The organism is Streptomyces violens (assembly GCF_000717745.1).
In the GTDB taxonomy this organism is placed as follows: Bacteria; Actinomycetota; Actinomycetes; order Streptomycetales; family Streptomycetaceae; genus Streptomyces; species Streptomyces violens.
On record NZ_JOBH01000010.1, the window covers coordinates 284,755 to 308,687 of the forward strand.

General features: G+C 72.2%; 19 protein-coding genes. 13 read left to right on the forward strand and 6 right to left on the reverse strand.

What is annotated here, in order from left to right; genetic code table 11:
• Positions 1-335: 335 nt before the first annotated feature.
• A complete protein-coding gene (gene hisC, locus IF04_RS0120510; RefSeq protein WP_030259616.1) occupies positions 336-1,415 on the forward strand; it encodes a histidinol-phosphate transaminase in 1,080 nt (359 codons plus the stop codon).
• Positions 1,416-1,512: 97 nt separating this feature from the next.
• Here the strand turns inward: hisC and IF04_RS0120515 are convergent, their stop codons facing one another.
• Positions 1,513-1,881: a cyclophilin-like fold protein gene (locus IF04_RS0120515; protein ID WP_030259620.1), complete on the reverse strand. Its 369-nt coding sequence runs from the start codon at positions 1,879-1,881 to the stop codon at positions 1,513-1,515.
• Positions 1,882-2,182: 301 nt separating this feature from the next.
• Between IF04_RS0120515 and IF04_RS0120520 the strand changes: the two genes are divergently transcribed.
• The 5 genes from IF04_RS0120520 to IF04_RS0120540 all read left to right on the forward strand — a co-directional run bounded on the left by IF04_RS0120520 (position 2,183) and on the right by IF04_RS0120540 (position 11,546).
• Complete coding sequence (locus IF04_RS0120520) at positions 2,183-3,691, forward strand: cytochrome ubiquinol oxidase subunit I (protein ID WP_030259624.1); 1,509 nt, start codon at positions 2,183-2,185, stop codon at positions 3,689-3,691.
• A gap of 9 nt (positions 3,692-3,700) precedes the next feature.
• Positions 3,701-4,702, forward strand: a complete 1,002-nt coding sequence (cydB, locus tag IF04_RS0120525) for a cytochrome d ubiquinol oxidase subunit II (protein WP_030259625.1) — start codon at positions 3,701-3,703, stop codon at positions 4,700-4,702.
• Between the two features lie 28 nt (positions 4,703-4,730).
• On the forward strand, positions 4,731-8,273 hold the full coding sequence (gene cydD / locus IF04_RS0120530; protein WP_245654448.1) for a thiol reductant ABC exporter subunit CydD: 3,543 nt from the start codon (positions 4,731-4,733) through the stop codon (positions 8,271-8,273).
• A 141-nt stretch (positions 8,274-8,414) separates the two neighbouring features.
• The gene (locus IF04_RS0120535; protein ID WP_030259628.1) at positions 8,415-10,094 is read left to right on the forward strand and encodes a GAF domain-containing sensor histidine kinase; all 1,680 of its coding nucleotides are present in this window, start codon (positions 8,415-8,417) and stop codon (positions 10,092-10,094) included.
• 234 nt (positions 10,095-10,328) lie between these two features.
• On the forward strand, positions 10,329-11,546 hold the full coding sequence (locus IF04_RS0120540) for a M23 family metallopeptidase (RefSeq protein ID WP_051831392.1): 1,218 nt from the start codon (positions 10,329-10,331) through the stop codon (positions 11,544-11,546).
• A gap of 28 nt (positions 11,547-11,574) precedes the next feature.
• Here the strand turns inward: IF04_RS0120540 and IF04_RS0120545 are convergent, their stop codons facing one another.
• A complete protein-coding gene (locus IF04_RS0120545; protein WP_051831393.1) occupies positions 11,575-12,498 on the reverse strand; it encodes a Cof-type HAD-IIB family hydrolase in 924 nt (307 codons plus the stop codon).
• Between the two features lie 79 nt (positions 12,499-12,577).
• On the opposite strand from IF04_RS0120545, the gene IF04_RS0120550 reads away from it, so the two are divergent.
• The 3 genes from IF04_RS0120550 (at position 12,578) to pspAB (ending at position 15,193) form a co-directional block, all read left to right on the forward strand.
• A complete protein-coding gene (locus tag IF04_RS0120550; RefSeq protein ID WP_030259632.1) occupies positions 12,578-13,483 on the forward strand; it encodes an LLM class flavin-dependent oxidoreductase in 906 nt (301 codons plus the stop codon).
• A 201-nt stretch (positions 13,484-13,684) separates the two neighbouring features.
• Positions 13,685-14,584, forward strand: coding sequence for a zinc metalloprotease HtpX (gene htpX / locus IF04_RS0120555; RefSeq protein ID WP_030259634.1), 900 nt, complete (start codon positions 13,685-13,687; stop codon positions 14,582-14,584).
• A gap of 45 nt (positions 14,585-14,629) precedes the next feature.
• Positions 14,630-15,193: a PspA-associated protein PspAB gene (pspAB, locus tag IF04_RS0120560; protein WP_030259636.1), complete on the forward strand. Its 564-nt coding sequence runs from the start codon at positions 14,630-14,632 to the stop codon at positions 15,191-15,193.
• Positions 15,194-15,242: 49 nt separating this feature from the next.
• Here the strand turns inward: pspAB and IF04_RS0120565 are convergent, their stop codons facing one another.
• From IF04_RS0120565 to IF04_RS0120575, 3 genes are all read right to left on the reverse strand, one after another.
• Positions 15,243-16,187, reverse strand: coding sequence for a MerR family transcriptional regulator (locus IF04_RS0120565; RefSeq protein WP_037960029.1), 945 nt, complete (start codon positions 16,185-16,187; stop codon positions 15,243-15,245).
• Between the two features lie 235 nt (positions 16,188-16,422).
• Positions 16,423-18,186, reverse strand: coding sequence for an SDR family oxidoreductase (locus IF04_RS0120570; RefSeq protein WP_030259642.1), 1,764 nt, complete (start codon positions 18,184-18,186; stop codon positions 16,423-16,425).
• 29 nt (positions 18,187-18,215) lie between these two features.
• Positions 18,216-19,100, reverse strand: coding sequence for a M24 family metallopeptidase (locus IF04_RS0120575; protein WP_078600532.1), 885 nt, complete (start codon positions 19,098-19,100; stop codon positions 18,216-18,218).
• Positions 19,101-19,367: 267 nt separating this feature from the next.
• Between IF04_RS0120575 and IF04_RS0120580 the strand changes: the two genes are divergently transcribed.
• From IF04_RS0120580 to IF04_RS0120595, 4 genes are read left to right on the forward strand one after another with little or no spacing between them, the layout of a single operon-like run.
• Positions 19,368-20,423 (forward strand): ABC transporter ATP-binding protein, encoded by a 1,056-nt coding sequence (locus IF04_RS0120580; protein WP_051831444.1) that lies wholly within the window; start codon positions 19,368-19,370, stop codon positions 20,421-20,423.
• Positions 20,416-21,327: an ABC transporter permease gene (locus IF04_RS0120585; protein WP_051831394.1), complete on the forward strand. Its 912-nt coding sequence runs from the start codon at positions 20,416-20,418 to the stop codon at positions 21,325-21,327. Before IF04_RS0120580 ends, IF04_RS0120585 begins: the two co-directional genes overlap by 8 nt.
• A gap of 11 nt (positions 21,328-21,338) precedes the next feature.
• On the forward strand, positions 21,339-22,235 hold the full coding sequence (locus IF04_RS0120590) for an ABC transporter ATP-binding protein (protein WP_425428434.1): 897 nt from the start codon (positions 21,339-21,341) through the stop codon (positions 22,233-22,235).
• A gap of 47 nt (positions 22,236-22,282) precedes the next feature.
• Positions 22,283-23,011: an ABC transporter permease gene (locus IF04_RS0120595; RefSeq protein WP_030259656.1), complete on the forward strand. Its 729-nt coding sequence runs from the start codon at positions 22,283-22,285 to the stop codon at positions 23,009-23,011.
• A gap of 26 nt (positions 23,012-23,037) precedes the next feature.
• On the opposite strand, the gene mltG is transcribed toward IF04_RS0120595, so the two are convergent.
• Positions 23,038-23,904, reverse strand: a complete 867-nt coding sequence (gene mltG / locus IF04_RS0120600) for an endolytic transglycosylase MltG (RefSeq protein ID WP_030259661.1) — start codon at positions 23,902-23,904, stop codon at positions 23,038-23,040.
• Between the last annotated feature and the right edge of the window lie 29 nt (positions 23,905-23,933).

Consider the following 23,933-nt stretch of genomic DNA (forward strand, 5'->3'; position numbering starts at 1 on the left):
AACCTCCTTGGAAAGCCAGGACGTTGGAGGTCAGGACGTGGTTCTGCCCGGAGATCGTCGGGCTTGACCTACAGATTGCGCCAGGTATCGAAGAGGTCTCAAGTCACCTTCACGGGTGATGCGCGCCACGGCGCGAGCCACCGGCGCGTGACACAGGGGGAGGCGCTCCGCAAAGCCCCTGCGCCCTGAGCTGGGGCATGGCGCCGGTATAGACATGCGCATGCCCGTACGCGCTCCGGAGGGGGCCGGAGGACGCAGGGCCCTACGCCGCACGGCTCAATCCTCATAAGGTGTGCAGTATTGGTGACGAGCGGGACGGTCGAGGAGGACCTGCGGTGAGCGAGAAGACCCCGAAGCTGCGTGCGGCGCTGGACGGCGTCCCCACCTACAAGCCCGGGAAGCCGGCCGCCGCGGACGGCCCGGTGGCGTACAAGCTGTCCTCCAACGAGAACCCCTACCCGCCGCTGCCCGGCGTGCTGGAGACCGCGGTGGCCGCCGCCGGCGCCTTCAACCGGTACCCGGACATGGCCTGCACCGGGCTGATGGCGGAGCTGTCGGAGCGGTTCGGGGTGCCGGCCGAGCACCTGGCGACCGGCACCGGCTCGGTGGGCGTGGCCCAGCAGCTGATCCAGGCGACGGCCGGGCCGGGCGACGAGGTGATCTACGCCTGGCGCTCCTTCGAGGCGTACCCGATCATCACCCAGATCTCCGGCGCCACCTCCGTGCAGGTCCCGTTGGACGACAACGAGGTGCACGACCTCGACGCGATGCTCGCGGCCGTCACCGAGCGGACCCGGCTGATCTTCGTGTGCAACCCGAACAACCCCACCGGCACCGTGGTGCGCCGCGCCGAGCTGGAGCGCTTCCTGGACGCGGTGCCCTCGGACGTACTGATCGTGCTGGACGAGGCGTACCGCGAGTTCATCCGCGACGCCGACGTGCCGGACGGCATCGAGCTCTACCGCGACCGCCCGAACGTCTGCGTGCTGCGCACCTTCTCCAAGGCGTACGGGCTCGCCGGGCTGCGGGTGGGCTTCGCGGTGGCGCACGAGCCGGTCGCGGCGGCGCTGCGCAAGACGGCGGTGCCCTTCGGCGTGAGCCAGCTCGCGCAGGACGCGGCGGTCGCGTCGCTGCGCAGCGAGGACGCGCTGCTGGAGCGGGTCGACGCGCTGGTGGCCGAGCGGACCCGGGTCGCCAAGGTGCTGACCGATCAGGGCTGGACCGTGCCGGAGTCGCAGGCCAACTTCGTGTGGCTGCGGCTGGGGGAGCGCACCGTGGACTTCGCGCGGGCGTGCGAACAGGCGGGCGCCGTGGTGCGGCCGTTCCCCGGCGAGGGCGTGCGGGTCTCGATCGGCGAGACCGAGGGCAACGACATCTTCCTGCAGACGGCCGAGGCGTTCCGCAAGGAGCTGTGACCGGCAGGCGTGAGTGCGGCGGGGTGGCCGCGGTCCTTGTGGGCCGCGGCCACCCCGCCGTTTTTCTTGGATGCAGCCTTACGCGCCTATGGAGGCGTCAGGCGCGCTCCACCCGGACGGGGTCGCCGTCGCGGACGGTGGCGAGGCGGCGCGGGTCGCCGTCGACGCGGCCGAGGATGTTGCAGGGGGAGGCGAGCCGGGACTCGTCCCCGCGGGAGATGGGCGTCGGGCCGTACGGCAGGGCCAGCGCGTCGCCGTCGGTCCAGAACGCGACCGTGCCCGGCTCGACGACCTGCTGGGCGCCGGGCTCCAGCGCGGGGGAGACGGGAGTGGCGAAGTAGACCTCCTCGCCCCAGGTGCGCGCGGTGGAGGCGAGCGGGAGCGCGGCCTCCAGGGCGGTGGTGGTCGGCGTGTCCTCCAGGGTGGCGGTCAGGTGACCTGCGGGCCATGAGATGCGTATCTGCATGGCGTCAAATTCAACAATATGTTGAAGGTCGGCGGAAGAGGGGCCGACGAAAAACGGCGTGTACACGTTCACTAACAGCCCGTCCGGCGGCCGTTCGGTAGGCCTTACCGGGGTTTTCCGCACCACGGAATACCGCGTGACCACGGTCACGTACCCCCCGATCCGCCGGGCGGAAAGCCATGGGCGATAATTGCTTGTGAATGTGAACGCGTTCACAAGCACCTCCCTTTTTATCCCTCTTTATGTAGGACAAAAGGTGCGGGAGGTGTGGCGAGAACGGCGACCGTAAGGAGACATCGACGTGGAACTGGCGTTGGCGCCAGAGACCCTGGCGCGATGGCAATTCGGCATCACGACCGTCTATCACTTCCTCTTCGTGCCCCTGACGATCTCTCTCGCCGCCCTGGTGGCCGGACTGGAGACGGCATGGGTCCGCACGGGCAAGGAGCGGTACCTCAAGGCGACGAAGTTCTGGGGCAAGCTCTTCCTGATCAACATCGCGATGGGTGTCGTCACCGGCATCGTCCAGGAGTTCCAGTTCGGCATGAACTGGTCCGACTACTCACGCTTCGTCGGTGATGTCTTCGGCGCCCCGCTCGCGTTCGAAGCCCTCATCGCGTTCTTCTTCGAGTCCACCTTCATCGGCCTGTGGATCTTCGGCTGGGACAAGCTGCCCAAGAAGATCCACTGCTTCTGCATGTGGATGGTCTCGATCGGCACGATCCTGTCGGCGTACTTCATCCTCGCGGCCAACTCCTGGATGCAGCACCCCACCGGCTACCGGATCAACAAGGCCACCGGGCGCGCGGAGCTGACCGACTTCTGGAAGGTGCTGACGCAGGACACCACCCTGGTCGTCGTCTTCCACACCCTCACGGCGGCCTTCCTCGCGGGCGGCGCCTTCATCGTCGGCATCGCCGCGTACCACCTGCTGCGCAAGAAGCACGTCAAGGTCATGCGGACCTCGCTCCGCCTCGGCCTGGTGACGCTGGTCGTGTCCGGCCTGCTCACCGCCGTCAGCGGTGACCTGCTGGGCAAGGTGATGTTCCAGCAGCAGCCGATGAAGATGGCCTCGGCCGAGGCGCTGTGGGACGGGCAGGCACCCGCGCCCTTCTCGGTCTTCGCCTACGGGGACGTGTCCAAGGGGCACAACACCGTGGAGGTGGAGATACCCGGCCTGCTCTCGTTCCTCGCCCACGACGACTTCTCCTCGTACGTGCCCGGCATCAACGACGTGAACAAGGCCGAGCAGGAGAAGTACGGGCCCGGGGACTACCGGCCCAACATCCCGGTCGCCTACTGGGGCTTCCGCTGGATGATCGGCTTCGGTATGGCCTCCTTCGCCCTCGGCGTGGCCGGCCTCTGGCTCACCCGCAAGAAGTTCTGGCTCTCGCAACGGCTGCGGACGGGGGACGACGAGGTACCGCACCTCGCGCTCACCAAGGACAAGGCGCTCGGGGACGGGCTCTCCAAGTGGGCCTGGCGGCTCGCCGTGGTCACCCTCGGCTTCCCGCTGATTGCCAGCTCCTGGGGCTGGATCTTCACCGAGATGGGCCGTCAGCCCTGGGTCGTCTACGGCGTGCTGCGCACCTCCGACGCGGTCTCCCCCGGCGTCTCGCAGGGCGAGGTGATCACCTCGATGGCCGTCTTCACCGCGCTGTACGCGATCCTCGCCTGGGTCGAGGTCCGGCTGCTCGTCAAGTACGTCAAGGCCGGACCGCAGGAGCTGTCGGAGTCCGACCTCAACCCGCCCACGAAGATCGGCGGCAATGACAGCGACGCCGACCGGCCGATGGCCTTCTCGTACTAGGGGGCAGCTGTGCACCTTCATGACGTCTGGTTCGTCCTCATCGCCTTTCTGTGGGTCGGGTACTTCTTCCTCGAAGGATTCGACTTCGGGATCGGCGTCCTCACCAAGCTGCTCGCCCGTGACCGGAGCGAGCGGCGGGTCCTCATCAACACCATCGGCCCGGTCTGGGACGGCAACGAGGTGTGGCTGATCTCCGCGGCGGGCGCGACCTTCGCGGCCTTCCCCGAGTGGTACGCCACGCTCTTCTCGGGCTTCTACCTGCCGATGCTGCTGATCCTGCTCTGCCTCATCGTGCGCGGTGTGGCCTTCGAGTACCGCCACAAGCGGGACGAGGAGCGCTGGCAGAAGAACTGGGAGAACGCGATCTTCTGGACCTCGCTGCTCACTCCGGTGCTGTGGGGAGTGATCTTCGGCAACATCGTCGGGGGCGTGAAGATCGACGCCGACAAGAACTACGCCGGGACCCCGCTCGATCTGCTGAACCCGTACGCGATCCTCGGCGGCCTGGCCATGCTGGCGCTGTTCACCTTCCACGGCGCGGTCTTCGCCTCGCTGAAGACGGTGGGCTCCATCCGGGAGCGGGCGCGCGTCACGGCCTCGTTCCTCGGCATGATCGCCATGGGGCTGGCGCTCGCCTTCATGGTCTGGACGCAGATCGACACGGGCGACGGCAAGAGCGTGGTCGCGCTGGTCGTGGCGGCGGTCGCGCTGCTCGCCGCGCTGGCGGCGAACATGTTCGGACGGGAAGGCTGGTCCTTCGCGTTCTCCGGCGTCACCATCGCGGCGCTGATCGTGATGCTGTTCCTGACGCTCTTCCCGAACGTCATGCCGTCCTCGCTGAACGAGAGCTGGAACCTCACGGTCAGCAACTCCGCGTCCAGCCCGTACACCCTGAAGATCATGACTTGGTGCGCAGCCATCGCGGCCCCGCTCGTGATGCTCTACCAGGGCTGGACGTACTGGGTGTTCCGCAAGCGCATCGGCACGCAGCACATCGCCGACGCGCACTGACCCCCTTCCGTTACGCACGCCAGGACGGATGTTTCACGTGAAACCGATCGACCCGCGCCTGCTTCGGTACGCCCGTGCCACCCGGTTCTTCCTCGCCGCGGTGGTGATGCTCGGCCTTGCCGGAGCGGGCCTGGTCATCGGCCAGGCGATGCTCATCGCCGAGGTCGTCGTCGGCGCGTTCCAGCGCGACCTCGACCTCGGCGGCCTGAGCACGCCGCTCCTGCTGCTCGCGCTGGTCTCGGTCGGCCGGGGGCTGGTCTCCTGGCTGACCGAACTGGCCGCGCATCGGGCGAGCGCGGCAGTGAAGTCCGAACTGCGCACCCGGCTGCTGGAGAAGGCGACCGGGCTCGGCCCGTCGTGGCTCGGTACCCAGCGGACCGGCGAGCTCACCACCCTCGCCACCCGCGGCATCGACGCGCTGGACGACTACTTCGCGCGCTACCTCCCGCAGCTCGGCCTCGCGGTCGTCGTACCCGTCGCCGTGCTCGTCCGCATCGTGACCGGCGACTGGATCTCCGCCGCGACCATCGTCGTCACGCTCCCGCTCATCCCGCTGTTCATGATCCTCATCGGCTGGGCGACCCAGTCGCGGATGGACCGGCAGTGGAAGCTGCTGAGCCGGCTGTCCGGCCACTTCCTCGACGTCGTCGCGGGACTGCCCACGCTGAAGGTCTTCGGCCGGGCCAAGGCCCAGGCGGACGCGATCCGCACCATCACCGGCGAGTACCGCCGGGCCACGCTGCGCACACTGCGCATCGCCTTCCTGTCCTCCTTCGCCCTGGAACTGCTCTCCACGATCTCGGTCGCGCTGGTCGCGGTCGGTGTCGGTATGCGGCTCGTCCACGGCGACCTCGACCTGTCCACCGGGCTGATGGTGCTGATCCTGGCGCCCGAGGCCTATCTGCCGCTGCGGCAGGTGGGCGCGCAGTACCACGCGGCGGCCGAGGGGCTGGCGGCCGCCGAGGAGATCTTCGCGGTACTGGAGACCGAAGCGGCGGCCGGCCACGGCGGTACACGCGAGGCGCCCGCCGGCACCGGGATCGTCGTGGACGGCCTGGTCGTACGCCACCCCGGGCGCCCCGAACCCTCCCTCGCGCAGACGTCGTTCGAGGTCGCGGCGGGAGAGACGGTGGCGCTCACGGGCCCGTCCGGTGCCGGCAAGACCACGTTGCTGAACGTCCTCCTCGGCTTCACCGCACCGGCGGCGGGCCGGGTGCTGATCGACGGCGTGGACCTCACCGACCTCTCCCCCGGCGACTGGCGCAGCCGTATCGCCTGGGTGCCGCAGCACCCGTACCTCTTCGCCGGCACGGTCGCCGAGAACGTGCGGCTGGCCCGGCCGGACGCCGACGACGCGGCGGTGCGGGCCGCACTGCGCGACGCCGGCGCGCTCGGCTTCGTCGACGCGCTCCCCGACGGCCCCGACACCCGGCTCGGCGAGTCCGGCGCCGGCCTCTCCGCCGGCCAGCGCCAACGACTCGCGCTCGCCCGCGCGTTCCTCGCCGACCGCCCGGTACTCCTGCTCGACGAGCCCACCGCGAACCTCGACGGCGCGACCGAGGAGTCCGTAGTGGACGCGGTAAGCCGCCTGTCGGAGGGCCGCACGGTCCTCCTGGTGGCCCACCGCCCGGCCTTGCTGCAGGCGGCGGACCGAGTCGTCCACCTCGCCGCCGGACACCGCAACGCACCTGCACCCGCCGTGACAACGGGAGGGGCCGGGGCGGAGGGGGCCGTCGCCGGACGACAGGCGAAGCAGTCCGACGACCACCCCCGGAGCCCCGGCACCGACCACGACGCCGAGACGCAGGCGCAGGCCCCCGCGCTGGCCCGCCTCCGGCGACTGGCCCGCGCCCACCGCAGCCGCTTCGCCCTCGCGCTGCTGCTCGGCAGCTGCGCGCTGGGCAGTGCCGTAGGCCTGATGGCCACCTCCGGTTGGCTGATCTCCCGGGCCTCGCAGCAGCCGCCGGTGCTGTACCTGATGGTCGCCGTCACCGCGACCCGCGCGTTCGGCATCGGCCGGGCCGTCTTCCGGTACGCCGAGCGGCTGGTCGCGCACGACGCGGTGTTCCGGATGCTGGCGGACGTGCGCGTGGCGGCCTACCGGCGGCTGGAAAAGCTCGCGCCCGCCGGGCTGCGCGACCGCAGCCGCGGCGACCTGCTGTCCCGGCTGGTCGCGGACGTGGACGCCGGGCAGGACTACTTCCTGCGCTGGCTGCTGCCGGCGGGCGCGGCCGTCGTGGTCGGCGCGGGTTCGGCCGGGTTCACCGCCTGGCTGCTGCCCGAGGCCGGCGCGGTGCTCGCCGCCGGGCTGCTGCTGGCGGGCGTCGTCGTACCGCTGGCGTCCGGCGCGCTGGCGCGGCGGGCCGAGCGGCGGCTGGCCCCGGCCCGCGGCGTGCTCTCCGCGCGCGTCGTCGACCTCCTCACCGGTACGGCCGAACTCACGGTCGCGGGCGCGCTGCGGGAGCGGCTGGCCGGCACCCGGCGCGCGGACCGCGACCTGACGGCGGTGGCCTCCCGGTCCGCCGCGGCGGCCGGTGCCGGCGCCGGGCTGATCGCGCTGCTGACCGGACTGACCGTCGCGGCCGCCGCGGTCGTCGGCGTACAGGCCGTGCACGACGGGCGGTTGAACGGGGTGAGCCTGGCGGCGGTCGTACTGACGCCGCTGGCCGCGTTCGAGGCGGTCGCCGGGCTGCCGCTGGCCGTGCAGTACCGGCAGCGCACCCGCCGCGCCGCCGAGCGGGTCTTCGAGGTACTGGACGCGCCGGCGCCGGTCAGCGAGCCGGCCGAGCCGGTGGCGGTACCGGAGTCGCCGTTCCCGGTGGTGGTGAGCGGGCTGACGGCCCGGCACCCCGGGCAGGCGCGGCCGGCGCTCGACGGGGTGGGCTTCACGCTCGCGCCCGGCCGCCGGATCGCGGTCGTCGGCCCGTCGGGCTCGGGCAAGACCACGCTCGCGCAGGTGCTGCTGCGCTTCCTGGACCGTGAGTCCGGTGCGTACACCCTCGGCGGGGTGGACGCGCAGCAGGCGGACGGCGACGCGGTACGGCGGCTGGTCGGGCTGTGCGCGCAGGACGCGCACCTCTTCGACAGCTCGGTGCGGGAGAACCTGCGGCTGGCCCGGCCGGACGCCGACGAGGCGGCCCTCTGGGCGGCGCTGGCGGGCGCCCGGCTCGCGGACTGGGTGCGTGGGCTGCCGGACGGGCTGGACACGCTGGTCGGCGAGCACGGCGCGCGGCTGTCCGGCGGGCAGCGGCAGCGTCTCGCGCTGGCCCGTGCGCTGCTCGCGGACTTCCCCGTGCTGGTGCTGGACGAGCCGGCCGAGCACCTGGACCTGGCCACCGCCGACGCGCTGACCGCCGACCTGCTGGAGGTGACCAGCGGCCGGACGACGGTCCTGATCACGCACCGGCTGGCCGGTCTGGAGGCGGTCGACGAGATCCTCGTACTGGACCGCGGGCGCGTGGTGCAGCGCGGCCCGTACGAGGAGCTGGCCGCGGCCGACGGACCGTTCCGGCGGATGCGGGACCGGGAGCGGGCGACGGACGCGCGGTACGCCGCGGCGGCCCGCCCCTAGGGCAGCGGGCGAGCCGTGCAACGGCCGCGACTTTCCCTGACAAAAAGGACTTACTAGGCTCGGGGCATGGCAGCCACGGCAGGTTCAGCGAGCGGGCCCGGAGCGCCGGAGGGCCCCGCGCGGGACTCCGATGGCGACACCATGGACGCCGCCACGGAGGCGACGCGCAGCCTCCAGGGGGTGGCCCCGCAGATCACCGCCCGGCTGCCGCGCCTCCTCGAGGCCATGCGGACCGTCGGCGCGGGCCTGGACCTGCACGTCACGCTGGACCGCATCGTGGAGACCGCTGCCGAGCTGGCCGGCGCCCGGTACGCGGCCATCGGCATCGTCGACGAGGCGCGCGAGGGTCTGTCGGACTTCGTGACGTACGGCGTGACCGGGGAGGACCACCGGCGGATCGGCGCGCTGCCCGACGGCCAGAAGGGCCTGCTCGGCGCGCTCATCCACGATCCCCGGCCGGTGCGCCTGACCGACCTCACGCAGGACCCGCGCGCGGCCGGCTTCCCGCCCGGGCACCCGCCGATGCGCACGTTTCTCGGGGTGCCGATCCGCGTACAGGGGGAGATCTTCGGCAACCTCTACCTGACGGAGAAGCGCGGCGGCGGCGAGTTCACCGAGGGCGACCTGCACATGGTGCGGGTGCTCGCGACCGAGGCGGGCCTGGCGATCGGCAACGCCCGGATGTACGCGGCGACCCGGCAGCGCGAGCGCTGGATCGACGGCGCGGCCGCCGTCACCACCGCGCTCCTCGCGGGCAGCAACGTGGACGAGTCGCTGGCGGTCGTCGCCGAGCAGGCCCGGCGGCTGGCGGACTCGGCGGCCGGGATCGTGCTGCTGCCCGAGGCGGACGGCGGGCTGGAGATCGTGGCCGCGGCCGCGGACGACCCCGTACGGCTCACGGGGACGCACATCCCGCCCGACAGCCCGGTGACCGCCACCCTCCTCGCCGGTGAACCGGTGTTCGTGGAGGACTCGGCGACCGATCCGCGCATGGTCACCGAGGTCGCGCCGTACTTCGGGCCCAGCATGCTGCTGCCTCTGAAGAGCGGCGGCCGCGTCCTGGGGACTCTCGCCACGCCGCGGGCCCGGGGCGCGCGCCAGTTCACCGCCGCGGAGCGCACGCTGGCCACCCAGTTCGCCCAGCAGGCCGCGCTGGCGCTGGTCCTGGCGGACGCGCGGCGCGACCGCGAGCGGCTGGCGGTCTACGAGGACCGCGACCGGATCGCCCGGGACCTGCACGACCTGGTCATCCAGCGGCTGTTCGCGACCGGGATGATGCTGGAGGGCGCCGCGCGCAAGGCCGTGGTGCCCGAGGTGCGGGAGGGCGTCGGCAAGGCCGTCGACGAGCTGGACGTGACGATCCAGGAGATCCGTACGGCGATCTTCGCTCTGCAACAAGGGCCCGCCGAGGCGCCCGCGGGGCTGCGCACACGGGTGCTGCGCGAGATCGGCACGGCGGCGGTGCCGCTGGGCTTCCAGCCGTCGGTGAACTTCGTCGGCCCGGTGGACGCCAGGGTCGGCGAGTCGGCCGGCAAGAACCTGATCGCCGCGCTCCGTGAGGCGCTGTCCAATGCCTTCCGGCACGCCCACGCCTCCCGTATCGAGGTCGTCGTGGACGCCACGGCCACGCTGCCGGACGGGCGGGACGCAGTACGGCTGACGGTCGCCGACGACGGCGTGGGCATCCCCGAGGGCGGCCGGCGCAGCGGCCTGAAGAACCTCGCCCGGAGGGCGGAGGCGCTGGGCGGGTCCAGTACGTACGGGCCGGGGCTCGGCGAGGAGGGTGCGGGCACGATGGTCACATGGGAGGCGCCGCTCTAACGGGCTGCGCTGTCGCTGCTCCAGGTGGTGCGTACGTCCGGCTCCCCCAGGTGGCCGGACGCGTGTGCTCCGTTCGGTGGCTTACGCGCGGGAGCAGGAACCACGCTCCCTCGCCCCGCGTCCTGATCGCGCCACTATCTGCCCATGCATCCAGGTCTGTCGTGCCGTCCGGAGGCACGCGCGCCACGTAGGGGCCGCGCCGGCCGGCCGCGCGCCCGCCGGCGCGGTGCCGTCGTGTGCGCGTTCACGATCGTGCTGGGCGGGCTGCTGCCCGGTGGTCTGCTCACGGGCGGCGCGCCCGTGGGCCCGGCCGTGGCCGCCACCGCGTACGAGGGCGCGGCGCCGCCGGGGCACGTGTCGCGCCACGAGAGCGCGGCGCGACACGGTACCGAGGTACAGCGCGCAGGCGGCGCGCGGTACGAGAGCGGCGGGTCCGGCCGCACGGCGGCGCGCGACCGTACCGCCGCGCGCGGGCGAGCCGGTCGGCTGGTCCGGGCGCGCCTGGAGGTGCAGCGGCTCGACGCGGCCGCGAGCCGGGCCGGCCGGTCGTACAAGGAGGGCCTGCGCGCCGCCAGGGCGGAGCGGGCCCGCGCCGGGCGGCTGGCCGAGCGGCTGCGCCGGGAACGCCGTACCGCGGCGGCGCTGCGCCGTACCGCCGGGCGGATCGCGGCCGAGCAGTACCGCACCGGCAGCGGGCTGTCCTACGCCGTGCGCGTGCTGGCCGCGGCGTCCCCGGAGGACCTGCTGCGCGGCCACCGGCTTGCCGAGCGGCGGGAGCGCGCCGTGGCGGCCCGGGCGCGCACGGCGCTGCGCGCGAGCCGGGAGCTGGCGGCGGGGAGCGCGGCGGCGGCCGGCCGTACGCGGGCCCTGGACGCACGGCAGCAGCGGCTGGCCGGCGAGCGGGCGCGCATCGGGCGCAGCCTGGACCGGGCGCGCGGGCGGCTGTGGCGGCTGGTGACGGGCGCTGCCGGGTCCGGCGGCTGCGCCGGTCCGCCGGACCGGGTGGCCTCGGCCGCGCGGCTCCTCGCGCCCGCTGCCGCGCCCGGGCGGGGGTGGACCCGGCCGGTGACGGGGTACGCGCTGTCGGCCTCGTACGGCGGCGCCGGTGCGCACTGGTCGCACCGCCACACGGGACAGGACTTCGCGGTGCCGGTCGGCACGCCCGTGCGGTCGGTGGGCCGGGGCCGGGTGACGGCGGTGGAGTGCGGGGGCCCGTTCGGGATCAGCGTGGTCGTGCGGCACGGCGGGCGTACGTACACGCAGTACGCGCATCTCTCGGCGGTACTGGTGCGCCCGGGGCAGCGGGTCCGCGCCGGGCAGCCGATCGCCCTGTCCGGGAACACCGGGAACTCCACCGGGCCGCATCTGCACTTCGAGGTGCGGCGCGGCCCCGGTACCGACGAGGCGATCGAGCCGCTCCACTGGCTGCGCGGGCGCGGCGTACGAGTGTGATGCGCTGACCGTCAGCGGTACGAGCGGGTCAGCCGGGAGCCGGCGTTCCGCCGGATCGTTCCTTCAGCAGTCGGTCGATCAAACGTTCGATGACGAGGGCGACGCCGTCCTCGTTGTTGCCCGCCGTGCGGTGGGTGGTCGCGGCCAGTACGTCCGGATGCGCGTTGGCCATGGCGTACGACGTACCCGCCCAGGTCAGCATCTCGAGGTCGTTCGGCATGTCGCCGAACGCGACCACCTCGTGCGGCGCGATGCCGCGTTCGGCGCAGCAACGGGCGAGCGTGCCGGCCTTACTGACGCCCGCGCCGCTGATCTCCAGAAGCGCAGTGGGGCTGGACCGGGTGAACGACGCGAGGTGGCCGGCGGCCTCGCGGGCCAGCGCGAGGAACGCGTCCGGGTCCAGCTCGGAGTGGTGCGCGAGGACCTTCAGGACGGGCTCGCCGGCCTTCTCGAACCCGTCGTCGAGCAGTTTCTCGATGGGCGCGATCAGTGCACCCGGGTCGAGGTGGAACGGCGGGTACTGCGGCTCGTAGTGGATGCCGCCGGTGCGCTCGACGGCGAACGACGTACCCGGTGCCGCGGCGCGCAGCGCCTCCACGACGCCGAGCGCCGCGGTCCGCTCCAGCGCGCGTACCTCGACGATGCGGCGGCCGCGGTGCAGGTCGACGACGGCGGCGCCGTTGGCGCAGATCGCCAGGCCGTGTCCGTGCACATGGTCGCTGACCACGTCCATCCAGCGGGCCGGCCGGCCGGTGACGAAGAAGACCTCGATACCGGCCTCCTCGGCGGCGGCGAGCGCGGCGATCGTACGGTCCGAGACGGTCTTGTCGTCGTGCAGCAGGGTGCCGTCGAGGTCCGTGGCGATCAGCCGGGTGCGGCGGCCGGGCAGCGGTGGCTCGGCGGCGGGATCGTCTGTCACAGGGCCATCAGTCACCAGGCCATCTTCCCGCATATGCGCGCACAGGCGTGCGCTGGGTTGCCCGCATGAGCTTTACGCGCTCTTGGTCCGTGCCCACCGTAGGCTCGGTGACATGCGACTGAGCACCGTGATTCTGCCCGTCCGCCGCTGGTCCGAAGGCGGGCGGGAGGTGTGGCAGCGAGCCGAGGAGCTGGGCTTCCATGCCGCGTACACCTACGACCACCTCTCCTGGCGGGTGCCCTTCCGGGACGGGCCGTGGTTCGGCGCGGTGCCCACGCTGACCGCGGCCGCCGCCGCGACCTCCCGTATGCGGCTGGGCACCCTCGTGACCTCCCCCAACTTCCGGCACCCGGTCACCCTCGCCAAGGAGCTGATCTCGCTGGACGACATCAGCGACGGCCGGATCACGCTGGGCATCGGCGCGGGCGGCAACGGCTTCGACGCGTACGCCCTGCTCGGCGGCGGCGAGGAGCCGTGGACGCCGCGCGAACGCGCCGATCACTTCGCCGAGTTCGTCGCCCTGCTGGACCGTCTGCTCACCGAGGACGCGGTCACGTACGAGGGCGAGCACTACAACGCGCACGAGGTGCGCAACGTCCCCGGGTGCGTGCAGCGGCCGCGGCTGCCGTTCGCGGTGGCGGCCACCGGGCCGCGCGGACTGCGGCTTGCGGCGCGGTACGGCCAGGCGTGGGTCACCACGGGTGACCCGAAGGTGTCCGCCGCCGGGACGCCCGAGCAGTCGCACGCCGCGATCGCCGGGCAGATCGAGAAGCTGGGCGCGGCGTGCGAGGCCGTCGGCCGGGACGCCGGGAAGCTGCCGAAGACCCTGCTGACCGGCTTCACGCCGGACCGGCCGCTGGACTCCGTCGACGCGTTCGTGGACTTCGCGGGGCGCCATGGCGAGCTGGGCATCGACGAGATCGTGCTGCACTGGCCGATCGACGACACGATCTTCGCGGCGGACCTGTCGGTGTTCGAGCGGATCGCGACGGAGGGCATGGCACAGCTGGCGGCGTAAGGGCGCCGACGGGCGAAAGCCCGCCGAGGGCGGCGAAAGGGCCGCCGGTGGCGGTGCAAGGGCCGGGAAGCGCCCGGAGCGAGGGAAATGATCACGGCCCTTTGCCCCGCCAAGAGGAACCAAAGCGGAATCAAGAGGGAGAATCGGGGCAGAGGCGTCGTCGTACGGGTGGCCCGCTGGACCGTCCGGCTGGAGGACCTCATGGCAGAGACCCGATTCGCCCCGGACCGCGGGCTGACCTCGCGCATGGTCGTGACGATGTTCCTCATCGGCCTGCTGTACGTCGTGGTCGTCGGCGTGCTGGTGGTGCTGCTCAAGGGCGCGTGGCTGTTCGTGCTGTTGATCTCGGCTGTGCTGTTCATCGGGCAGTTCTGGTTCAGCGACCGGATCGCGGCGTTCGCCATGGGCGCGCGTGAGGTCACCCCCGAGCAGGCACCCGAGCTGCACGGCGCCGTGGACCGGCTGTGCGCGCTCGCGGACATGCCCAAGCCGAAGGTCTGCATCGCCGACAGCGACGTACCGAACGCCTTCGCCACCGGGCGCAACCAGAAGAACTCCCTGGTCTGTGCCACCACCGGGCTGCTGCGGCGGCTGGAGCCCGAGGAGCTGGAGGGGGTGCTCGCGCACGAGCTGTCGCACGTCGCCCACCGCGACGTGGCGGTGATGACCATCGCCTCGTTCCTGGGCGTACTGGCCGGGATCATCACCCGGGCGGCGCTCTGGAGCGGTGTGGGGCGCAGCAACCGGGACAACAACGCCGCCCTCGCCATCGTGATCGTCACGGCGGTCAGCGCGGTGGTCTATGTCATCAGCTTTCTGCTCACCCGGCTGCTGTCCCGCTACCGCGAGCTGTCGGCAGACCGGGCCGCCGCCCTGCTCACCGGGCGGCCGTCCGCGCTGGCCGCCGCGCTCACCAAGGTCACCGGCCAGATGGCGAAGATCCCGACCCGTGACCTGCGCAAGGCCGAGCCGTTCAACGCGTTCTACTTCGCCCCGGCGTTCTCCAAGGCGAACGCCGTCCAGCTGCTCTCCTCCCACCCGACGCTGGAACAGCGCCTGGACCAGCTCGGCCGTATCTCCGCCCAGCTGGGTCGCCCGTGAACGGGCCGGGACGGCACCACTCCTCCAGCCTCTAGGAGCCACCGCATGGGTTTTCTGGACGTGATCCTCGGCCGCAGCAAGGCGGTGCGCCCCGACCTCGACCAGCTCTTCGCGTTGCCGTCCGCCGCGATCACCCTGCAGGCCGCGACCGGGTTCACGCCGACCGGCCGGGGATCGGTCTGCTTCGCGAGCGTCGAGGGCGGGGCGTTCGCCCGCATCCGGGCCGATGTACGGGCGCTGCTCGGCCCGCCGGTGGAGTTCAGCCAGGACCAGTACGGCTACACCTGGATGCTCGCCCGGCACGCCGCGGAGGACACCGCGGGCCTGGTCAACGACCTGCACGCGGTCAACACCACGCTCCAGGACGGCGGCTTCGGACCGCAGCTGCTCTGCTCGCTGATCGGCTTCCGGGACGAGCGGGACCGCTCGCTGGCCCTGGTCTACCTCTACAAGCGCGGCACGTTCTATCCCTTCGCCCCGCTCTCCGGCTCCGGCGAGAAGCGCGACAACCCGCTCGAACTCCAAGTACGGTCCCTGCTCGGCGACGACCTGACCGTGGAGAAGGACCTGAGCCGCTGGTTCCCGGTGTGGGGAGCGCCCGGGCTGTAGATCCGCAGGCGGATGTTTCACGTGAAACGGACGGGGCCCGGCCCTCTCATCAGCCGTCCGCCGGGCCGGCGGGGCCCGTGCGGTCGGCGTGCGACACCAGGGAGTCCATCCGGCGGGCGTTCACCTCGCGCTCGGTGGCCGCGGCAATGAAGGCCGCGACGCCCGCCGGGCCGACGAGGTCGCGGACGGACTGCACCGTGGCGGCCGGCAGCGCCACCTGCTCGGTGGCGGCCTGCCGCTCCGGGACCTTGCTGTGCAGCTGATGGCGCAGATAGCGGCTCGCCAACGTCCGCATGGCACGCGCGAGTTCGGCATCAACGGTCTGCTGGGCCAGCGGCCGCAGCCGACGGACCAGGCCCGCCGCCTCCTCCGCCTCGGCGTCGCTCGGCGGGTGGTCGAAGTACTGGTGGAAGACATGCTCGGTGGTGAAGTCCAGAAAGCGCGAGGCTATGTGCTCCACCTGCACCCGCAGCTCCCGCAGATGACCTGAGATGGCGGGCAGTGGCACGCCCGCGGAGTGCAGCTCGGCCGCGACCGCGAGCTCCTGCGGGCTGGGCACGAGGAACTCCTCCGGGCTGCCCGGCACCGGCTCCAGCACCCCCAGCTCCACCGCGTCGGCCACCGCCGCCTCGTCGGGGCTGCCGCCGAAGGCCGCGTTCAGCTCCTCGCGGGAGATCCGGCCGGTCTCCTCGTCCGTCCATGGCCCGTCGATCTCGGCGACCAGGCCCAGCACCCCGCTCAGCCCCCGACCCGCGTCCCACGCCTCCAGCAGGTCCTTGATGCTGGCCAGGGTGTACCCGCGGTCCAGCAGGTCCGAGATCTGCCGCAGCCGGGCGAGGTGCGCGTCGGCGTAGACGTTCGCCCGGCCCCGGCGCTCCGGCTTGGGCAGCAGCCCACGGTCCTGGTACGCGCGGATCGTACGGACCGTGGTGCCGCTCCGGTGCGCCAGCTCCTCGATGCGGTACTCGGCCGCGGGGCCGTGCTGCTCGGTCAATGCGGTGCTCCTCACGAGATGGCCGCGCGCCCACCGTGCCCGCGCCGCCCGGACGGCCGGGGAGTACGCGCGGTACCGGGCGGCCCTGCGCAGCGACCCTTCCTGCGAAGGATCGTACGACCGTGTGCGGCGGCGCGGTAACGCCCCGGCCGACTCTCGCCACCCCGGCAACAGCCCCTCCGGGCCCGCCGCCATCGCACGGCACCGGCCCCTCCGGCCGGTGCCGTGGCGACGCCTACAGCGGCTCTATCCGGGCTATCGCGCGCAGGGCGCGCGGCGCGAAGCGGGACAGGGCGCGGGAGCCACGCGCCTCGGGGGTGACCGGCACGACCGCCTGATTGCGGACCACCGCGCGCAGGATGGCGTCGGCGACCTTCTCCGGGGGGTAGTTGCGCAGACCGTAGAGGCGCGCGGCCTTGGACCGGCGGCGCTGCTCCTCCTCGGCCGAGACCCCGGCGACGTGCGAGGTGGTGGTGATGCTGGTGTTCACCAGGCCGGGGCAGATGGCACTGACCCCGATGCCCTGCCCGGCCAGCTCGGCGCGAAGGCACTCGCTGAGCATCAGCACCGCCGCCTTGGACGTGCTGTACGCGGACAGCGTCCGGGAGGGCTGGAACGCGGCGGCCGAGGCGGTGTTGACGATATGGCCGCCCTGGCCGCGCTCGGCCATCTGCCGACCGAATATCCGGCAGCCGTGGATGACGCCCCAGAGGTTGACGTCCAGGACCTTCTTCCAGTCCTCGGTGGTGGTCTCCAGGAACGAGCCGGACAGGCCGATGCCGGCGTTGTTCACCAGAACGTCGACCGTGCCGTACTCGGCGGCGACCTTCTCGGCGAGCTTTTCCATGGCCGCCTCGTCGCTGACGTCCACCGCCTCCGACCAGGCGGCACCCGCCCCGATCAGCCGCGCCAGGTCCGCCGTACGCGCCGCCCCCTCGGCATCGCGGTCCACCGCGACCACCCGCGCGCCCGCCTCGGCGAACGCGAACGCCGTGGCCCGCCCGATGCCGCTCGCCGCGCCGGTCACCAGCACCAGGCTGCCGCCGAACCGGTCCGCGTACCGCCCGCGCGGGGCGGCCCCTCTGGCCGGATCGCCCTCCTCCTTGGCCGTGACGAACTCCTCGATCCAGGCGGCCAGTTGGTCCGGGCGGGTCCGCGGCACCCAGTGCTTGGCGGGCAGCGTGCGGCGGGTGAGCTGCGGGACCCACTGCTCCAGCTCGTCGTACAGCCGCTCCGACAGGAAGGCGTCACCGGTCGGGGTGATGAGCTGGACCGGGCAGTGCGCGAACGCGTCCGCGCGCGGGCGGCGCAGCCGGGACCGGACGTTGTCCCGGTACAGCCAGGCGCCGTGCGCGGCGTCGGTGGGCAGGGACGCGGTCGGGTACTCCCCGGCCGGGACCTTCTCGACGCGCTCCAGGATCTTCGGCCAGCGCTTGCCCAGCGGGCCCTTCCAGGCCAGCTCGGGCAGCACCGGGGTGTGCAGCATGTAGACGTACCAGGACTTGGCGCCCTGGTTCAGCAACTGGGCCGCACGGCGCGGGGTGGGCCGGGCCATGCGCTTCTTGATCCAGTGCCCGAAGTGGTCCAGGGACGGGCCGGACATCGAGGTGAAGGACGCGATCCGGCCCTGTGTGCGCTCGACCGTCGCGAACTCCCAGGACTGCACCGAACCCCAGTCGTGCCCCACCAGATGGACGGGCCGGTCCGGGCTGACGGCGTCGGCCACCGCCAGGAAGTCGTCGGTCAGCTTCTCCAGGGTGTATCCGCCGCGCAGCGGCTGCGGCGCCGTGGACCGGCCGCAGCCCCGGACGTCGTACAGCACCACATGGAAGCGCTCGGCCAGCAGCGGCGCGACCCGCGACCAGACCTCCTTGCTGTCCGGATAGCCGTGCACCAGCAGCACCGTGGGCCGGGACGGGTCGCCCAGCTCCGCCACGCACAGCTCCACGCCGCCCGTGCGCACCCAGCGCTCCCGCGCGCACTCGAGTCCCGTACTCATCGCTTCCCCGCTCTCACCACGTGCCCTGCTCACGCCGCCTTCTCCTCCTGCCAGCGCCGCACATGCGGCAGATCGTCGTCCAGCCAGAAGGCGCTCTCCTCGGGGTCCCGGGAGTCGGTGACGACCAGGATCTCCTCGAACTTCGCGCCGGTGCCCCGGAATCCGAGGTGCGGTTCGACCGCCCACAGCCCGGGCTGCGGCGGATGGTCGGAGAAGCGGTACGGGCTCCACAGCGGGGACCAGCCCTCGCGGTGACCGTGCAGCGCATCGGACGCCAGGCCCTTGAGCGACTGGGTGCCGAACCCGAACAGCGTGGGCGACCAACGACGTTCGCGCACGCGGTCGACCTTGTGGGCGATCACGCCGAAGGGGTACGCGCGGTGCCTGTTCGCATATCCCTGGCGGATCATGAGGCGCTCGACGTCCTCGTATATCTCGCGCAGCGGCCGGCGCTCGCGCACCTCGCGCAGGATCAGCTCGCGGTGCGCCTCCAGGTCGGCCAGCAGCCGGTCGTGCAGCGGGCTGAGGCCGAGGCAGCCGGAGTACCCGATGTCCGCGGTGTATCCCTTGTACACCGGAGCCATGTCGAGGATGAACGGCATCCCCGGCTCCAGCACTCGATTCGTCGGGAAGAACTGCAGCGGGACGCGGAAGTTCGCGAAGGCCGTGCGGTCGCCGAACCAGGCGAAGGGCAGGTGGAACCAGTCCGTGACGCCCCGCTCGCGCAGCCAGCGGCGCTGCATGCGGGCCGCCTCGCGCTCGGTCACCCCCGGCTTCAGCTGCGCGGCCACCGCCTCGGCGCAGGCGTACGCCAGCCGCTGGACCTCCCTGAATCCCTGGAGATCCGCGCCCGGTCCCGGGGCTGCGGCTCCGCTCCTGGTCGCTGCTGTGCTCGCGGTCGCTGCTGTGGTCATCGCCAACCGTTCCGTCGCGGTACGTGCGCGTAACTTGACACTGATGAATGTGACAATGGTCGACGGCTGCGTCAAGGGTCCGTCACGGCCTGTGGAAAACTCCGCAGCGGCCGCGAGAGATCACCACGGTCCGCACCACCGGCCCGGCTCGCCTCAGCCCCTCAGCCCCTCGCAGGACCCCCTACGGGGCGCTACGCCTGGAGTCGGACGGACATCCAGCCGTCTGGGGTGACGCCCGGTGTGGCGCGCGACACTAGCGTCGACTGCGTGACTGTGATCGCGACCGAAAGCCTCAGCAAGCGGTTCCTGCGGGTGACCGCCCTGGACCGGCTCTCCGTTGACATCGCCCCCGGCGTGACCGGCCTGGTGGGTGCCAACGGCGCCGGAAAGTCCACCCTGATCAAGATCCTGCTGGGCCTGTCGCCCGCCAGCGAAGGCACCGCCGCGGTCCTCGGCCTGGATGTGGCCACCGAAGGCGGCGCCATCCGCGAGCGGGTCGGCTACATGCCCGAGCACGACTGCCTGCCACCGGACGTCTCGGCGACCGAGTTCGTCGTCCACATGGCGCGGATGTCCGGGCTGCCGCCGACCGCCGCCCGGGAGCGGACCGCCGACACCCTGCGCCACGTCGGCCTCTACGAAGAGCGCTACCGCCCCATCGGGGGCTACTCCACCGGCATGAAGCAGCGCGTCAAGCTGGCCCAGGCGCTCGTCCACGACCCCCAGCTGGTCTTCCTGGACGAGCCCACCAACGGTCTGGACCCGGCGGGGCGCGACGAGATGCTCGGCCTGATCCGCCGCGTCCACCGCGACTTCGGCATCTCCGTGCTGGTCACCTCGCATCTCCTCGGTGAGCTGGAGCGCACCTGCGACCACGTCGTCGTCATCGACGGCGGGAAGCTGCTGCGCTCCTCGGCCACGGACGAGTTCACCCAGGCCACCACCTCGCTGGCCATCGAGGTCACCGACTCCGACGCGTATCCGGACGGGCTGCGCGCGCTGCGCGAGGCGCTGACGGCCGCCGGCGCGGTGACCGGCCCCGCGGCCGGCCCCGGAGAAGGGCGGCCGGCCGCGACCGGCCGCCTGCTGTACGTCGAGGCCGCCGGCGAGGAGACGTACGACCTGGTCCGGGACACGGTCGCGGAGCTCGGTCTCGGCCTGGTCCGCATGGAACAGCGCCGGCACCGCATCGCGGAGGTCTTCCGCGACCGCGACCACGAGAGCGGCCACGAGGGCGACCGCGCCGCCGCCCCCGCCCGTACGGACGCCACCGTGCGCCCCGCAGCCCCCGAAGCAGCCCCCGCAGGAGCCCCCGATGCCTGAGTCCACCACCGCCCCCACGGGCGGCCCGGGCCCCGCCGCCTCGATCCACGACATCGGCTACCGCCACTACGACGGCGCCCGGCTGGGACGCGCGTACGCCCGCCGCTCGCTCTTCTCCCAGAGCCTGCGCGGTGCCTACGGGCTGGGCCGCTCGGCGCGCACGAAGGTGCTGCCGATGATCCTGCTGGCGGTGATGTGCGTACCGGCCGCGATCCTCGTGGCGGTCACGGTCTTCACCAAGGCGCGCGACCTGCCCCTGGACTACACCCGTTACGCGGTCTACCTGCAGGCGGTCATCGGCCTCTTCCTGGCCGCACAGGCACCCCAGTCGGTCTCCCGCGACCTGCGATTCAAGACCGTGCCGCTGTACTTCTCACGGCCGATCGAACGCGCCGACTACGTAGCGGCCAAGTACGCCGCGATGAGTGGCGCGCTGTTCCTCCTCACCGCAGTGCCGCTGCTGATCCTGTACGCGGGCGCGCTGCTGGCGAAACTCGACTTCGCCGAGCAGACGAAGGGGTTCGTCCAAGGCCTGGTGTCGGTGGCCCTGCTCTCGCTGCTCTTCGCCGCGATCGGGCTGGTCATCGCCGCGCTCACGCCCCGCCGCGGCTTCGGTGTCGCCGCCGTCATCGCCGTACTGACCATCCCGTACGCCGCGGTCAGCGCCATCCAGGGCATCGCCTTCGCCCAGGGCAACACGGACGTCATCGGCTGGCTGGGGCTGTTCTCCCCGATCACCCTCATCGACGGCGTACAGAGCGCCTTCCTGGGCGCGACCTCGGCGGCCCCCAATGGGATCGGCCCGTCCACGGGCGCCGGATTCGTGTACCTCCTCGTCGTGCTGGGCATCATCGCCGGCTCGCTCGCCCTGCTGATGCGCCGCTACCGAAAGGCCGGACTGTGACCTCGGTCAAGATGGAAAATGTCTCCCGCTGGTTCGGAAATGTCGTTGCCGTGAACGACATCACGATGACCATCGCGCCTGGAGTGACCGGTCTGCTCGGCCCCAATGGCGCGGGCAAGTCCACTCTGCTCAACATGATGGGCGGCTTCCTCGCGCCCTCCAGCGGCACCGTCACGCTCGACGGCCGCACCGTCTGGCGCAACGAGTCGATCTACCGTGACATCGGCATCGTGCCGGAGCGCGAGGCGATGTACGACTTCCTCACGGGGCGCGAATTCGTGCGCGCCAACGCCGAACTGCACGGTCTGGGCCGGAAGGAGGCGGCCCGTGCGCTGGCCACGGTCGACATGGAGTACGCCCAGGACCGCCGCATCTCGACGTACAGCAAGGGCATGCGGCAGCGCGTGAAGATGGCGTCCGCGCTGGTGCACGAGCCGTCCGTGCTGCTGCTCGACGAGCCGTTCAACGGCATGGACCCGCGCCAGCGCATGCAGCTGATGGAGCTGCTGCGGCGGATGGGCGACGAGGGCCGCACCGTGCTGTTCTCCTCGCACATCCTCGAAGAGGCCGAGCAACTGGCGTCCCACATCGAGGTGATCGTGGCCGGTCGGCACGCCGCCTCCGGTGACTTCCGCCGAATCCGCCGGCTGATGACGGACCGGCCGCACCGTTACCTCGTACGGTCCGACGACGACCGGGCGCTGGCCGCCGCGCTGATCGCCGACCCCTCGACGTCCGGCATCGAGGTCGACCTCGAAGAGGGCGCACTGCGCATCCAGGCCGTCGACTTCGGCCGCTTCACCACCCTGTTGCCGCGCGTCGCCCGCGACCACGGCATCCGGCTCCTCGCCGTCTCGCCCTCGGACGAGTCGCTGGAATCGGTCTTCTCCTATCTCGTAGCGGCCTGAAGCCGTACCGAAGCGGTCGCATACGACCTGAAAGGAGCCCTGACGCGATGTCATCGCTCGTCCATCCCACCGTCGCCCGGCTGACCTACCGGGCGCTGCTCGGCCGCCGCCGCGCCGCCATCCTCTTCGCGCTGCCCGTCCTGCTCATCGTCATCGCCATCGCCGTACGGGCGCTGACCGGCGCCGACGACACCACGGCCAACACCGTCCTGGGCGGCTTCGCGCTGGCCACGATGGTGCCGCTGATCGGTGTGATCGCCGGTACGGGCGCGATCGGCCCGGAGATCGACGACGGCTCGGTGGTGTACCTCCTGTCCAAGCCCGTGCGGCGGTCGACGGTCATCGTCACCAAGCTGCTCGTCGCGATCGGCGTGAGCGTCGTCTTCTCCGCCGTGCCCGTACTGATCGCGGGCTTCGTACTGAACGGCAACAGCCAGCAGCTCGCGGTCGCCTACGCGCTGGCCGCGGCGGTGGCCTCCGTGGCCTACAGCGCCCTCTTCCTGTTCCTCGGCACGGTCACGCGGCACGCCGTCGTCATCGGGCTGGTCTACGCGCTGGTCTGGGAGGCGGTCTTCGGCAACCTCGTCCCCGGGGCACGCACCCTTAGCGTCCAGCAGTGGGCACTCGCGCTGGCCCAGAAGGCGGGCGCCGAGGGCGCGGTCACCTCGGACGTGGGCCTCGTGCCCGCCGTCGTACTGCTCGTCGTGGTCACCGGCGCGGCGACCTGGTACGCGGCCCGCCGGCTCAAGTCGCTGACGCTGGCGGGGGAGGAGTAGGCCCGCTGCACCCGAGGGGGTGATGCCTACCGGCTCTCCTTCTGGGCCGCGTTGAACTCCCGGACATTCTTACGGTGTTCCTCGTAGTCGGCGGTGAAGCGGGTGTCGCCGGGCCGGACCGTGACGAAGTACAGCCAGTCGCCCTTCGGGGGCGAGACCGCGGCCCGCGTCGCGTCCTGGCCCGGATTGCCGATCGGCGTCGGCGGCAGCCCCTCGTGCCGGTAGGTGTTGTACGGGCTGTCCGTACGGGTGTCCGCGTGGCTGGTGCGCAGAGTGGACCGGCCCAGCCCGTAGTTGAGGGTCGAGTCCATCTGGAGCGGCATGCCCTTGGCGAGCCGGTTGCGGATGACCCGGGCGACCTTGCCCATGTCCTGCGGGGTGTCCGCCTCGGCCTGCACGACGGAGGCCACCACGACCGTCTCGTACGCGCTCAGGCCCCCGGGCCGTGCCGTCGGCGGCAGGCCGTCCGCCGCGTACCTCTGGCGCGCGGTGTTCACCATGAAGGACAGCAGGCTCTTCGGGGTGGTGTCCTCGTCGACCGGATACGTGGCCGGGTAGAGGTACCCCTCGGGGTTGCCCTTCGCCTCGGCCGGGAGGCGCAGCCGCTTCGCCGGGTTCCGGGGCGTGGCGGCCTTCTTGGCGGCCTTCTCGGTGGTCCCCGCGGCGACGTGGAGGGCCTTGTCGACGGCCGCGTACGCCTGGGAGGCCCGCTGGCCCTCCGGGAGGGTGAGCTTCTCGGCCCGCGCCGGCCGCTCGTCCCCGGGGAGGAGCACCAGGAGGAGGACGAGGCCGACCACGAGAACCGCGCCGCCGATCAGGAGAAGCCGCGCCCTCCGGGTGAGGCGTGCGCGGCGGCGGCCACCGGAGTGCTGCGTATCGTGCACATCGCTCATGAGGGCACGGTAGGCCAGACCGTAGGGTG